This window comes from Nocardiopsis sp. TRM 82005 (assembly GCF_056312425.1).
In genome coordinates this window covers 1-13,215 of record NZ_JBWDTQ010000037.1, presented here as the reverse complement: position 1 = coordinate 13,215, position 13,215 = coordinate 1, and the positions used below count along the sequence as shown (strand labels likewise).

At 69.9% G+C, this 13,215-nt stretch carries 11 protein-coding genes and 1 tRNA gene; 2 read left to right on the top strand and 10 right to left on the bottom strand.

The genetic code is table 11. The features are described 5' to 3' along the window. Positions 1-150: 150 nt before the first annotated feature. The 8 genes from AC0T5L_RS24855 to AC0T5L_RS24820 form a co-directional block, all read right to left on the bottom strand. A complete protein-coding gene (locus AC0T5L_RS24855; protein ID WP_476167910.1) occupies positions 151-1,971 on the bottom strand; it encodes an L-lactate permease in 1,821 nt (606 codons plus the stop codon). Positions 1,972-2,217: 246 nt separating this feature from the next. Continuing rightward, positions 2,218-4,209 carry a transcription termination factor Rho gene (gene rho, locus AC0T5L_RS24850; protein ID WP_476167909.1) on the bottom strand — a complete coding sequence of 664 codons (1,992 nt, stop codon included), beginning with the start codon at positions 4,207-4,209 and terminating at the stop codon, positions 2,218-2,220. Between the two features lie 443 nt (positions 4,210-4,652). Continuing rightward, positions 4,653-5,591, bottom strand: a complete 939-nt coding sequence (gene thrB / locus AC0T5L_RS24845; RefSeq protein WP_476167952.1) for a homoserine kinase — start codon at positions 5,589-5,591, stop codon at positions 4,653-4,655. Positions 5,592-5,782: 191 nt separating this feature from the next. Continuing rightward, positions 5,783-6,841 (bottom strand): threonine synthase, encoded by a 1,059-nt coding sequence (thrC, locus tag AC0T5L_RS24840; RefSeq protein WP_476167908.1) that lies wholly within the window; start codon positions 6,839-6,841, stop codon positions 5,783-5,785. A gap of 251 nt (positions 6,842-7,092) precedes the next feature. Next, entirely contained in the window at positions 7,093-8,379 is a 1,287-nt protein-coding gene (locus AC0T5L_RS24835; RefSeq protein ID WP_476167907.1) for a homoserine dehydrogenase, read from the bottom strand. Positions 8,380-8,444: 65 nt separating this feature from the next. Further along, entirely contained in the window at positions 8,445-9,830 is a 1,386-nt protein-coding gene (gene lysA, locus AC0T5L_RS24830; RefSeq protein ID WP_476167906.1) for a diaminopimelate decarboxylase, read from the bottom strand. Positions 9,831-9,952: 122 nt separating this feature from the next. Beyond that, complete coding sequence (locus tag AC0T5L_RS24825; RefSeq protein ID WP_476167905.1) at positions 9,953-11,041, bottom strand: DALR anticodon-binding domain-containing protein; 1,089 nt, start codon at positions 11,039-11,041, stop codon at positions 9,953-9,955. Next, positions 11,038-11,424 carry a response regulator gene (locus tag AC0T5L_RS24820; protein ID WP_476167904.1) on the bottom strand — a complete coding sequence of 129 codons (387 nt, stop codon included), beginning with the start codon at positions 11,422-11,424 and terminating at the stop codon, positions 11,038-11,040. The genes AC0T5L_RS24825 and AC0T5L_RS24820 overlap by 4 nt, the downstream gene beginning before the upstream one ends. Before the next feature lie 130 nt (positions 11,425-11,554). On the opposite strand from AC0T5L_RS24820, the gene AC0T5L_RS24815 reads away from it, so the two are divergent. Further along, positions 11,555-11,626 (top strand) — tRNA-Arg (locus AC0T5L_RS24815). Between the two features lie 184 nt (positions 11,627-11,810). Here the strand turns inward: AC0T5L_RS24815 and AC0T5L_RS24810 are convergent. Both AC0T5L_RS24810 and AC0T5L_RS24805 read right to left on the bottom strand, forming a co-directional pair. Continuing rightward, the gene (locus tag AC0T5L_RS24810; RefSeq protein WP_476167903.1) at positions 11,811-12,053 is read right to left on the bottom strand and encodes a hypothetical protein; all 243 of its coding nucleotides are present in this window, start codon (positions 12,051-12,053) and stop codon (positions 11,811-11,813) included. 149 nt (positions 12,054-12,202) lie between these two features. Further along, entirely contained in the window at positions 12,203-12,571 is a 369-nt protein-coding gene (locus AC0T5L_RS24805; protein ID WP_476167902.1) for a hypothetical protein, read from the bottom strand. Positions 12,572-12,677: 106 nt separating this feature from the next. On the opposite strand from AC0T5L_RS24805, the gene AC0T5L_RS24800 reads away from it, so the two are divergent. Continuing rightward, on the top strand, positions 12,678-13,085 hold the full coding sequence (locus tag AC0T5L_RS24800; protein ID WP_476167901.1) for a MerR family transcriptional regulator: 408 nt from the start codon (positions 12,678-12,680) through the stop codon (positions 13,083-13,085). Positions 13,086-13,215 lie beyond the last annotated feature (130 nt).

Sequence of the window (13,215 nt, the reverse complement as noted above, 5' to 3'; positions counted from 1 at the left end):
CGCCACCCGGGGGTGGGACAGTCGTCGTGGGTCATGCGCGAACCGGTGCCGCGGCGATCCAGGTAACGGGGCGGCGAGTCCCGCCGAGGCAGGGACAGGCCGCTCTCCGCTACCAGTTTGCCAGACCCACAACGATGCCGGGACCAGTGGCTATTCCTTCCCTGTCTCCCCGGTGCCGTGGAACCCGCGTGAGGGGGGCTTGTTCGCGTCGGCCCCGCGCATGAGGAGGACGAGTCCGGCCAGCGCGGCGAGGACGAGGACGAGCATCACGGTTCCGGCGTTGGGCCCGAGGCCGTAGACGAACACGTAGCTGACCGAACCGGCCAGGAGCACGTAGTAGGCCATGGGCAGGATGCTCTGCCGGATGAGGTCGCCCTCCCTGCCGACCAGGCCGACCACCGCGGAGGCGGCGACCACGTTGTGCACGGTGATCATGTTTCCGGCCGCGCCGCCGACGGCCTGGGTGGCCACGACGGTCTCCGGCGCGATGCCGGTGTGTTCGGCGGTGGAGAACTGGAAGAGGGAGAACATCAGGTTGGAGATGGTGTTGGAGCCCGCGACGAAGGCGCCCAGCGCACCGATCCAGGGGGCGTAGAGCGGCCAGCCGCTCCCGCCCAGTTCGGCGGCTCCGACGGCCAGTGTGAGGGGCATGCTCTCCATGGCGGTGTCGCCGAACTCGGCTCCGGTGTTGATGAAGACCCGAACCAGTGGGACGGCGAAGAGCAGCGCGACGGCGGCTCCGGCCAGCTGCGATCCGGCCATCTTCCAGGACTCGACGATCTGGCGTGGCCTCATGCGGTGCAGGCCGTAGGTGACCAGGCAGACCAGGATGAAGGTCGCACCGGGCGAGTAGAGGGGCTCCACGGCCTGGGCGACGGGAGTGCCGAAGATGTCGCTGGCTCCGACGCTGATGCCGGTCAGCCAGTTCTTGACGGGCTCGACGGTACGGGTGGCCACCAGCACCGCGGCGACCAGGAGGTAGGGCGTCCAGGCGGCGAGGAAGCCGACGCGGCGGCCGTCGGCGGGCGGGGTCTCCCCGTTGCCGGGAGCGATCCTGCCGGTCCATCGGGCCAACCAGTCCTCGCGGGGCGGAAAGTCCCATGTCCGCTTGGGCATGAGGAAGCCCCGGCGAGCGGCGAGGACGACGATGACCAGGCCGGTGAGGCCGCCCAGGAGACTGGTGAACTCCACGCCGAGGAAGTAGTTGTACAGGACCGAGGGGACGGTCATGGCGAAGGCGGCGAAGAGCGCGAACCTCCACACGCCCAGACCGTCGGAGAAGCGGCGCTCGCCACCGTAGAAACCGCACAACATGCAGCAGATGAACAGAGGGATGAGGGTGCCCGAGACCGCGTGGAGCACGACGGTCTGGAACCCGATGTGGCTGACGAACTCGGGCATGGTGAGCCCGAGCACGGAGGCGCGTTCGGCGACCTCGGGCGATCCCTCCAGACCGCCGGACACTCCGACGAGGATGGGCGTGCCCACCGCACCGAAGCTGACCGGGGTGCTCTGGATGACCAGGCCGACCATGACGGCGGCCATGGCGGGAAAGCCCAGGGCGAGCAGGAGCGGGGCCACCACTGCGGCGGGGGTCCCGAAGCCGGAGGCGCCCTCGATGAAGCTGCCGAACAGCCAGCCGATGATGATCGCCTGGACGCGGCGGTCGGGGGTGATGTCGGTGAAGGTGGAGCGGATGGTGGCGATGGCGCCGCTCTTGGTCAGGGTCGAGAGCAGAAGCAGCGCGCCGAAGATGATGTAGAGCAGGCCGAGGGCGAGGATGAGGCCCTGGACCGTGGAGGCCGCGACGGCGACCCAGTCGGTCTGCCAGAACATGACGGCGATGGCGACCACGACGACGTAGCCGACGGGCATCGCGTACATGGCCGGGAGACGGAATCCGACGAGTAGGACTCCGATGAGGATGATCGGGGCGAGCGCGAGGAGACTGAGTACGGCGAGGTTGTCCATCCAGACTGCTCCCTGGCATGGGGGACTCGGCTGGCGCGACCCTAAATCGTTTTCCTCCGCGGGGACATCCCCCTTTGTGATCCGCAACACATCAGTGATCTTTTTCGCGTCTTGAGCAAATCCTTTCGCCATCCGAAAGGAAGTCGGCATTAGTTCGGATACCGACACTCCGGGCGCGATCCGGACACGACAGGGCCCTCTCCCCGATGCGGGAAGAGGGCCCTGTCGTGCCTGTGGGCGAGCGGTCTAGCGCTCGGGGCCCACGGTGGTCTTCTGGATCTGGAGCAGGAACTCGGCGTTGCTCTTGGACTCCTTCATCTTGTCCAGGAGCAGCTCGATGGCCTGCTGGGTGTCCAGTGCGTGCAGCACCCGACGCAGCTTCCAGACGATGTTGAGCTCCTCCGGGGACATGAGGATCTCTTCCTTGCGGGTGCTGGAGGCGTCCACGTCGACCGCCGGGAAGATCCGCTTGTCCGCCAGGCTCCGGTTGAGCTTGAGCTCCATGTTGCCGGTGCCCTTGAACTCCTCGAAGATCACCTCGTCGGCGCGTGAGCCGGTCTCCACCAGCGCGGTCGCCAGGATGGTCAGCGAGCCGCCGCCCTCGATGTTGCGGGCCGCGCCGAAGAAGCGCTTGGGCGGATAGAGGGCGGTGGAGTCCACACCACCGGACATGATGCGCCCGCTGGCCGGGGCGGCCAGGTTGTAGGCACGGCCCAGACGGGTGATGGAGTCCAGCAGGACGACGACGTCCATGCCCATCTCCACGAGCCGCTTGGCTCGCTCGATGGCCAGGTCGGCGACGACCGTGTGGTCCTCGGCGGGCCGGTCGAAGGTCGAGTGGATGACCTCGCCCTTGACCGTGCGCTGCATGTCGGTGACTTCCTCGGGCCGCTCATCGACCAGGACCACCATCAGGTAGCACTCGGGGTTGTTCTGGGTGATGGCGTTGGCTATCGCCTGCACCACCATCGTCTTGCCCGCCTTGGGCGGCGAGACGATGAGCCCGCGCTGACCCTTACCGATGGGTGCCACCAGGTCTATTATGCGCGTGCTGAGCACACCCGGCTCAGTCTCCAGGCGCAGTCGCTCCTGCGGGTAGAGCGGAACCAGCTTGGAGAACTCCTGGCGGTTCTTGGACTGGTCGGTCGACATGCCGTTGACCGAGTCCAGACGCACCAGGGCGTTGAACTTCTCCCTGCGTTCGCCCTCCTTGGGCTGGCGGACCGCACCGATGATGTGGTCGCCCTTGCGCAGGCCGTGCTTGCGCACCTGGGCCAGAGAGACGTAGACGTCGCTCTGCCCGGGAAGGTAGCCGGTGGTACGCACGAAGGCGTAGTTGTCCAGGATGTCGAGGATGCCCGCGACCGGCAGCAGGACGTCGTCCTCGCCGATCACCGGTTCGGACTCCTGGCCCCCACCGCGTCCGCGACGGTCCCGGCGGTCCCGACGGCGTCCGCGACGGCGTCCGCCGCCGAAGTCGTCGTCATCACCTCCGCCGCCCCGGCCCTGGTTCTGGCCGCCTCCGCCCTGCTGGGCGTTGCCGCCGTTGTTCTGGTCGTCGCCGCCTCGGTTGCGGTTACGGCGATTGCGCTGGCGCTCGCGACCCTGCCCGGACCTGGTGTCACGGTCCTCGGCGGAGTCGGGGCCGTTCTTCTGGGGGGTGCTGGATGTCTTGGTCACGCTGCTCGCGGAGGTAGAGGAGTCGGCGCCGTCCACCGATCGGGGCTGGTCTCCGGACTCGTCACCGCGCTTGCGGGACGAACGTCGACCGCGGGACGGCTTGTCGCCCCGCCCACCCTGGGTGTCAGTGACGGCCTGGTCCGACGGCGGCCCGGCCGCACGCTTGCGCGGGGCTTCGTTCGTGCTCGAAGTGTCGGGGACCTGGGCCTCGGTCTGGCCGTCGGTTTCCCCGACCTTACCGGCCTTGGGCGCCGTCTCGGCATTCTTTGCGGATTTGGCCTTCGACGGACCGCTGACGGGGCCGCCCTGCTTGGCCTCGATCGCAGCGATGACGTCGCTCTTGCGCATGCGCCCCGTGCCGGTAATACCCAGGCTCGACGCGAGCTTCTGGAGCTCGGGGAGCTTCAGAGCCGCAAGCCCGGTACCGCCGCGCGACGCCGCGCGGGACCGCGACGACGCACCTGTCGGCGCGGCATCGCCAGCCTCCGCTTCGGAGGCGCCGGTGGTGGTTTTGCTGTCGACCGCCGCGTCCGTTCGGAGTTCGGTGGTGTCGCTCACTAAGGGTCCTTCCCAAGGAGCGGGCTTCGGCCGTCAGCGGGTGCTGGAGCGGCCGGCCCGGTGGTGCGAACCGGCAGGGCCGGGTAGGGCGTGCCCCACGTGGATGTCGGAAACCGGTGTGATAAACGGTCCCCTACCTACCCAATCGCGGCGGGCTCTGGGTACAGCCAGACGTCGGGGCAGATGGCTCGGTGGTGTTGCCCGTCAATCGTGGATACGCGCTCATCCGAGGAAGAGCGGGTTGCGATGACGTTGGCACAGTCGCGGTAGAACCGCTGACTCGACACGTCGGCCGCCGCTTCCGAGTGACCGTGATACGGAACCATCGGAGTATGAGATGCGAAGGCCGCTGTGGCGGATGAGCACTCACCCCGCAACGGGGCATCTGGTGCTTCACCTAGCCTAACATCACCAGCGGCCACGGCTATTCCTCAACACAGGTGCTACGAATGGGGAGATGGGGACCGCACCCCAGCCGGCTCAACGGGCAGGGGGCGTACGCACCAATTCTTACCCGCCCTCTCACGGATCAAATCAATCTGAGGGCTGATTTCCGGTGAATTCACGTGCGCCTCCCCCGCGCTCGCGGAGCACAGCACCAGCACCGTGGGCCCCGCTCCGGAGATCACGGCGGGCAACTGCCCGTGTCGCCGCAGGTCACGAATGAGATCGAGGGTGCGCGGCATGGCGGGCGCCCTGTAGGACTCGTGTAGCCGATCCTCGGTGGCCGCGTACAGGGCCTGCGGGTGGCCACAAACGGCCGCGGTCATCAGCGCGGCGCGCCCGGAGTTGAACGCGGCGTCAGCGTGCGGGACCTCCTCTGGAAGCAGACCGCGGGCCCGCTCGGTGGACAGCCGCCAGGAGGGGACGCACAGCACCGGCAGGATCCGCGTGTCGGGGGCCAGGGACACCGCGCCCCAGCCGTCGCCGTCGCGGTAGGCGACCGTGTACCCGCCGTAGACGCAGGGGGCCACGTTGTCGGGATGGCCCTCGATGTCCGCGGCGATCCGGTAGATGCCGTCGCGGTCCGGCCCGCCGTCGGGCGCGGTGCGCCCCAGCAGGGCGCTCGCGGCGGCCACGCCGCCGACGATCGCGGAGGAGGAGGAACCGAGTCCACGGGCGTGCGGAACGCCGTTGACACAGGCCAGATCAAGTCCGGGCAGTCTCTCACCGGCCCGTTCGAAGGTCTCGCGCATGGCGCGCACGACGAGGTGGCGCCCGTCGAGCGGCACTTCCCCGGCATCCTCCCCCTCGACGCGGACGCGAAGCTCGCCGTCGTCGCGCGGACGGATCTCGAACTCGTTGTACAGCCGCAGGGCCAGGCCCAGGGCGTCGAAGCCCGGGCCGAGGTTGGCGCTGGTGGCTGGAGCGCGGACGGACACCCGGTCGGGGCGTGGTGGGGTCACGATGGGCTCTTTCCGTGTCTTCTTCGGGGCTCCGCTCCGCTTCGCCCGCCCGTCGCCCTCCATCACCCTCAACGGTCGGCCTGCGGCCGCAGCCGTCTTGTGTTCGGGCATCCCTGGGGTTGAGCACGCAGAAACAGGTGGACACCCCCCGGGTCGGGCGCTTTGGGTCAGGCGAGGTCGAGGGCCTTGGCCGCGGCGAGGGCGTCCACCGGCACCGTGGTGGCGGAGGAGGCCCCGGCCAGCGCCCAGTCGGGGTCCTTGAGGCCGTTGCCCGTGACAGTGCACACCACGCGGCTGCCGCGCTCGACCTGTCCCGCCTCCGCGGCCTGTAGCAGGCCGGCCACGCTGGCGGCTGAGGCCAGCTCCACGAACACGCCCTCCTCGGCGGCGAGGAGCTTGTAGGCAGCCATGATCTGGCGGTCGGTGACCTTGTCGATGAGGCCGCCGGACTCGTCGCGCGCCTGCTCGGCGAGCTTCCAGGAGGCCGGGTTGCCGATGCGGATCGCGGTGGCGATGGTGCTCGGGCTGATGACGGGCTCACCGTTGACGATGGGCGAGGCGCCACTGGCCTGGAAGCCGAGCATGCGGGGGCTGCGCGTGGAGACCTTGTCCCTGGCGTACTCGGTATAGCCCATCCAGTACGCGGTGATGTTGCCGGCGTTGCCCACGGGGATGCAGTGAACATCAGGGGCGTCGCCGAGGGCGTCGACGATCTCGAAGGCGGCGGTCTTCTGGCCCTGGAGGCGGTAGGGGTTGACCGAGTTCACCAGGGCGACCGGGTAGTCGACGCTGAGCTTGCGGGCCAGTTCGAGGCAGTCGTCGAAGTTGCCGTCCACTTGCAGGAGACGGGCGCCGTGGACGAGGGCCTGGGCGAGCTTGCCCATGGCGATCTTGCCCTGCGGCACCAGCACGGCGCAGGTCATGCCCGCACGGATGGCGTAGGCGGCGGCGCTGGCGCTGGTGTTGCCGGTGGAGGCGCAGATGACCGCCTTGGCGCCGTCCTCGGCCGCCTTGGTGATGGCCATGGTCATCCCGCGGTCCTTGAAGGAACCGGTGGGGTTGAGCCCCTCGACCTTGAGGAAGACCTCGCAGCCCGTGAGCTCGGATACGCGCGTGGCGGGCAGCAGGGGCGTGCCGCCCTCCTGGAGGGTGACAACGGGGGTGCTCTCGTTGACGGGAAGGCGGTCGCGGTACTCCTCGACGATGCCTCGCCACGCCCGTGCCATGCTCACGACTTTGTCCCTTTCGGGTGGATGCGGCTTCGCTTGACGCGCGATGGAAGCGGTGGGTCGTTCGAGCGGCACTGCGGCGCGCCCGTCGCCCCCACCAGCTACGAGTCTATGACCCCGACAAGAGTATCTCGAATCGCGGTCGCCCATGTCTCACTATGCGGAATACTTGGGCATGGCGTACTGACCGTACGGGTGTCCGTACGGTCAGTACGCGGCCGCTCCCGAGCCCTGCCCGGGCAGGATCGTCAGTCGGCGAAGGACTCCACGCGCATCACACTGGCCACCTCACGCACCATGTCGTGCGTGTGCAGGACCTCGACCGTGGCACTGAGCGCGGCGTCGGGGGCGGGGTGGCTGACCAGCACCAGCTGGGCGTCGTCGCCGCTGCCCTCCTGACGCACGTTTCTGATGGACACCCCGTGGTCGGCGAAGATCTCCGCGACCTTGGACAGCACACCGGGGCGGTCGGCCACGTCCAGCGACACGTGGTAGCTGGTGATGGTCTGGCCCATGTCGTGCACCGGCAGCCCGGTGTCGTGGCCGCCTTCGGCCACCGAGGTGCCGACGAGGCGGTTGCGCGCCACCGCCACGAGGTCGCCCAGGATCGCGCTGGCCGTGGGGGTGCCGCCGGCGCCCGCGCCGTAGAACATCAGGCGGCCCGCGGACTCGGCCTCCACGAACACCGCGTTGTAGGCCTCTTTGACGCTGGCCAGCGGGTGCTCGACCGGCAGCATCACAGGGTGGACGCGCACACCCACCGAGCGGCCGTCCTGCGAGCGCTGACAGATGGCCAGGAGTTTGACCACGCATCCCATGGCGCGTGCGCTGGCGATATCACCCGCGGACACACCGGTGATGCCCTCCCGATGCACGTCGGCGGCGGTCACACGCTGGGTGTGGAAGGCCAGCCGGGCCAGGATGGCGGCCTTGGCGGCGGCGTCGAAGCCCTCCACGTCCGCGGTGGGGTCGGCCTCGGCGTATCCGAGGGCCTGCGCCTCCTCCAGGGACTCGGTGAACCCGGCGCCCTGGGAGTCCATCCGGTCGAGGACGTAGTTGGTGGTGCCGTTGACGATGCCCAGGACACGGTTGACCCTGTCCCCCGCGAGCGAGTCGCGCAAGGGGCGCAGCAGCGGAATGGCCCCCGCCACGGAGGCCTCGTAGTACAGGTCCACCCCGGCGTCGCGGGCCGCGGTGTGCAGGGTTTGACCGTCCTCGGCGAGCAGGGCCTTGTTGGCCGTGACCACGGACTTGCCCGCCTTGACGGCGGCGAGGATCAACGAGCGGGCCGGTTCGATGCCGCCGATCACCTCGACCACCAGGTCGATGTCGGGACGCGTGGCCAGGGCCGTGGCATCGGTGGTCAACAGCGCCGGATCGACGCCGCGGTCGCGGTCGATGCGGCGCACCGCGATACCGCCGATCTCGATCGGCGTGCCCACCCGCGCGGCCAGCTCCTCGGACTGCTCGTTGACCAGGCGGACCACTTCCGAACCCACCACGCCGCATCCGAGCAGCGCCACCTTCATCGCCATTTGGGCATGACTCCCACTTCTCTCGTGTCCTGTCTTCGGGCGGCCGCGCCGCCGTGGAGGACTGTTCAGCCGACGTCGAGGCGGAGCAGGTCCTCCTCGCTCTCCCTACGCACGATGACGCGGGTGCTTCCGTCTCGGACCGCGACCATGGCCGGTCGGGGCAGGTGGTTGTAGTTGCTCGCCATGGAGTAGCAGTAGGCCCCGGTGGCGGCGACCGCCACCAGGTCGCCCGGCCGCAGGTCGGCGGGCAGGTAGAGGTCGTGCACGATGATGTCACCGCTCTCGCAGTGCTTGCCGACCAGGCGGGACAGCATGGGCTCGGCGCCGCTCTCCCGGGAGACCAGCTGGCTGGTGTACTCCGAGCCGTACAGGGCGGTACGGATGTTGTCGCTCATGCCGCCGTCGACGCTGACGTAGGTGCGGATGCCCTCGACGTCCTTGATGGTGCCGACCTCGTAGACGGTGATCCCGGCCGGACCCGCGATGGCACGGCCCGGCTCCACCGCGATACGGGGCACGGGCAGGCCGGCCTCCTGGCACTCGCGGCGCACGATGGAGGTGAGGCTCTCAGAGATGGTCTTGGGGTCGAGCGGGTCGTCGCCCGAGGTGTAGGCGATGCCCAGTCCGCCACCGAGGTCGAGCTCGGCGAGGGTGACGCCCAGGTCCTCGTGGACGCCGGTGAGGAACCGGGTGACACGGCGGGCGGCGACCTCGAAGCCGGAGGTGTCGAAGATCTGCGAACCGATGTGCGAGTGCAGACCGACCAGGTCCAGGTGCTGGGCCTGGAGCACGCGGCGGACGGCCTCGGCTGCGGCTCCGGTGCTCAGCGCGAAGCCGAACTTCTGGTCGTCGTGGGCGGTGGCGACGAACTCGTGGGTGTGCGCCTCCACCCCGGTGGTGACGCGCACGAGGACCTTGGGCCGGGCGTCGAACTCGGCGGCGATGGCCCCGAGGCGCTCGATCTCGTCGAAGGAGTCGATGATGACGCGGCCCACGCCCGCCTCGACGGCGCGGCGCAGTTCGGCGACGGACTTGTTGTTGCCATGCATGCCGATGCGCTCGGCGGGGACCCCGGCGGCCAGGGCGACGGCGAGCTCGCCTACCGAGCACACGTCCAGCTTGAGGCCCTCCTCCGCGACCCAGCGGGCGACGGCCTTGGTCAGCAGGGCCTTGCCCGCGTAGTAGACGTCGGCGTCGGAGAAGGCGGTGCGGTAGTCGCGTGCTCGGCCGCGGAAGTCCTCCTCGTCCATGACGAAGAGGGGGGTGCCGTGGGTGGCGGCGAGTTCGCGCACGCCGACACCGCCGACGGTGAGCTCGCCGTCGGCGCGGCGCGCGGTGGCGGGCCACACCCTGGGGTCGAGCTCGTTGAGGTTCTCGGGCGGCAGCGGTGGGTTGTCCTCCGGCAGGATCTCCGCGTGGCGGGAACCGGCGGGATGGGCGTAGCGGCTCATGATGGGCTTTCGGCTGGGACTGTACGGCTGTGCGGGTTGGCGGCACCCCTTCCGCCTATTGTCCATCGAACCGATCGGGACGGAAGGGTTGGGTGCGCCGCCGGACGGAGGCCACGGAGTGCTCACAGCCTTGTGGGCGCTGACACTCCGAGCAGGAAGAGCCCGGCGCGGAGGACTCCGGCGACGGCGGTCGGCAGGGCCGGGTCCGTGGCGGTCCGCACCGCGGGTCCGGGGACCGCCGCGGGACACGTCCGCCATTCATCGTAGGCACTGGTCAACGCCTCCAGGTATCGGACCAGGATATGGGGTTCCTCTCGGCGTGCGGCCGTGTCCAGGACACTGGGGCCGTCGAAGAGGAGTCCGCGCACGGGGACGGTGTGCGCGGGGCAGGCCGTGTGCGGTGGAGCGCCCTCAGCGGCCCAGCGGCGCAGGCTGACCGCGTGGGCGTGGGCGTAGCGCAGCCGGAAGGCGGGGTTGGCGTCGGTCAGGCGGGCCCAGGCCCCGGGGTACTCGGCGGAGGGAAGCACCGGCAGGTCGCGACCTGTGGTCTCGGTGTCGCGAGGCCGCTCGGGCACCGAGCGGCAGAAGGCGAAGCGGGCGCTGTCCTCGCCGACGGCGCCGAGGACGCGGGCGGCGGGCGTGATCAGTTCCCTACGGCCGCCGTCCAGGTAGGGATCGCGCCAGGAGGCCTCACCGCCGGGGCCCGGCGGCGGTGCCTGCGGTCCGAAGGCCAGGTTGATGCGGGCGCGGGCGTCGGCGCGGGCGAGCCTGCGGGCCTGGGCGACCGGCCCGGCCTCGTGCAGGGCGGAGAGCGGCCACTCCCCCGTGCCGTCCCAGTTCCGTCCGGTGAGGAAGCGGGGGCCGTCGGCGGCCTCGGAGAGCAGGGTCTCGCGCTGCTGGCAGGTGAAGACGACGTTGAGGAAGCCGCGGCGGTCGTCGAACACCCGGGCGAAGTCCACCAGGCCCTCGTCGCGCATGTCCGAGAGCCGGTCGGCGACCCGGGTGGCGACCACCGCGCGACGGTCGTCCCGGGGGACGGACAGCCGGCCCCCCACCCCGCTGACCAGGCGGAGCGGCAGTGCTGTGGCGGCGTCGACGCCCTCGCCCGCGTGGTCGTTGCGGGGCCACACGAACGGGATCCGGGCCGGGTCCAGGTCGAACGCCCGCGCGGCGGCCTCGCGGACAGCCGTCTCCAGCTCTCTGGGGGTCATTCCCCGTCCCCGTGGACCAGGCCGCGGATGACGTCGACGAGCACGTCGGGGTCGAAGGGCTTGGTGAGGTAGGCGTCGACGCCGATGAGTTCGCCGCGCCGCTGGTCCTCGTCCTGTGTGCGCGCGGTGACCAGGATGATCGGCCGGTCGCGGGTGCGGGCGTCGGCACGCAGGCGTTCGGCGGCCGTCCACCCGTCCACGCGGGGCATCATCACGTCCAGGGTGACCACGTGGGGATCGATGTGCGCGGCGCGGTCGAGGCAGTCCTGCCCGTCCACGGCTGTGAACACCTCGAACCCCTCCAGCTCGAGGTTCAGGCGGATGAGTTCCCGGATCACGTCGTCGTCCTCGACGACGAGAACCCGTGTGGGTAGGGCGTTCACGGGCGCGACACTACCGCTGGTAGGCGGCACGGCACCACCGGATTGCGGGGATCGGCGGGCCGGGCCGGGCACGTCCACGACGAGTGGACGAAGGGCCCTGGGCCCCTGCTACAGTTGTTCACGCAAGCCAGCCCCCTTAGCTCAGGGGATAGAGCAACGGCCTCCGGAGCCGTGTGCGCAGGTTCGAATCCTGCAGGGGGCACATCACACTGACCGGCGCCGACCTTCGGGTCGGCGTTTTTCATGTCACGGTGCGCGAGACCTTCCCCCGCACCGCATCGGCGGACGCCTGGATCCGGGCATCGTCGACCGGGCGAGGACCATGTGCGGCACCCGACCGCCCGCGAGCCCGTCCTGGTCCGGCGTCCGCCCACGGAAGGGTGCGGTCACTGCCAGCCGCGCACTCCGACGGGGGCCGGCAGAGGCTCGTTGATCCAGGTCCAGGAACCGTCGTTCTCGGTGAAGCGCCGGTGCAGGGTCTCGACGTCCTCCAGCGGCACCGCGGCGACCTCACGCCAGGAACCGGCGGCACGTTCCTCCAGGTAGAGGGTGTGTGCGTCAGTACGGGTCCGCGTCGCCTGCCGAGTGCTCTGGGAGCCGTCCTTGAGGAGGATGCGGTAGTGGGCCATGCTGCTCCGTCGTCGGGTCGTGGTGTGGATGGTGCGGCGCTCCCCGGTGCTCAGGCCACGAGGGGGAAGGGCCGAAAAGCACAGGGGAGGCCGCTGCCAGTCGCGGAGAAACTCTACTGTCACGTAAGGGTAGAAACCAAGATCTGGTCTCAACGGGGCAGGATCAGCGACCCGGACTCTTCTTCGCCGCCCTCACGCCTGCGGGCCGCGGCGGGCTGGTACTGGCCGGGCACGGGTTTTTGCCGGTTGGCCCGGGCGAGTATGCCGGCGTCGCACTCCGCGCACAGCGGGATGTAGTGCAGGGAGACGATGGAGAGCCGGGTGCCCCGGGAGTACCGCGTCAGCGCCTGCGGCCTCATGTGGATGTCCTGGCCCTGGCAGGTCGCACAGGTGTAGGGGGTGTCCCGGGCCCAGCGCACTCCGCAGGAGTCGCAGCGGATACGGATCCCGGACTCCGCGCGCTCGCCGGTGAACTCCTCTTCCTCCCCGCACCCCGGACAGGTCATCTGACGCGGCATGGAAGCCCTCCTGTGCTTACGGGCGCACTAACCCGGCGCCTCAAATGGCCGATCCCACCCAAACGAACCTAACGTTAGAGTAGAGTTGACGAAAAGGGGTGCCGCGATGCCCGGAGCGGACCACATGCAGATCGGCGAGGTCGCCGAGCGCACCAGTCTGTCCCTGCGCACGATCCGCTACTACGGCGAGGTCGGCCTGGCCGAACCCTCGGCCCGGTCCCGTGGGGGCTTTCGCCTCTACACCGAGGCGGACGTGGACCGGCTGAACCTGGTCAAGCGGATGAAACCCCTGGAGTTCAGCCTGGAGGAGACCCGCGAGCTCCTGGCCGCGCTGGACCGGCTGGGCGAGGCCGACACCGGCTCGGAGGAGCGGGCGTCGCTGAGCGAGCGGTTGGACGCCTTCGAGGCGGCCATCGCCGCCCGCTGCCAGGCCCTGCGCGACCAGCTGGCGATGGCCGAGGAATTCGCCGGACGGCTGCGCGAGCAGCGGTCCCGGCAGCACATCAGTACCTGAGACACCCGGAGGACGCAGTGACGACGACGGCGGTTCCGGAGAAGGTGGCGGCCGAGGTCGCCCGTGAGGCGTCGCGGCGGCGCACGTTCGCGGTCATCTCCCACCCCGACGCCGGCAAGTCCACGCTGAC

Excerpts from the sequence above, each read along its gene's own strand:
- AC0T5L_RS24855 (WP_476167910.1), bottom strand. The coding sequence starts at position 1,971 with ATGGACAACCTCGCCGTACTCAGTCTCCTCGCGCTCGCCCCGATCATC.
- AC0T5L_RS24805 (WP_476167902.1), bottom strand. The coding sequence starts at position 12,571 with ATGCCGCGTCAGATGACCTGTCCGGGGTGCGGGGAGGAAGAGGAGTTC.
- AC0T5L_RS24835 (WP_476167907.1), bottom strand. The coding sequence starts at position 8,379 with ATGGCGATGAAGGTGGCGCTGCTCGGATGCGGCGTGGTGGGTTCGGAA.
- AC0T5L_RS24800 (WP_476167901.1), top strand. The coding sequence starts at position 12,678 with ATGCCCGGAGCGGACCACATGCAGATCGGCGAGGTCGCCGAGCGCACC.
- lysA (WP_476167906.1), bottom strand. The coding sequence starts at position 9,830 with ATGAGCCGCTACGCCCATCCCGCCGGTTCCCGCCACGCGGAGATCCTG.
- AC0T5L_RS24810 (WP_476167903.1), bottom strand. The coding sequence starts at position 12,053 with ATGGCCCACTACCGCATCCTCCTCAAGGACGGCTCCCAGAGCACTCGG.
- AC0T5L_RS24825 (WP_476167905.1), bottom strand. The coding sequence starts at position 11,041 with ATGACCCCCAGAGAGCTGGAGACGGCTGTCCGCGAGGCCGCCGCGCGG.
- thrC (WP_476167908.1), bottom strand. The coding sequence starts at position 6,841 with ATGGCACGGGCGTGGCGAGGCATCGTCGAGGAGTACCGCGACCGCCTT.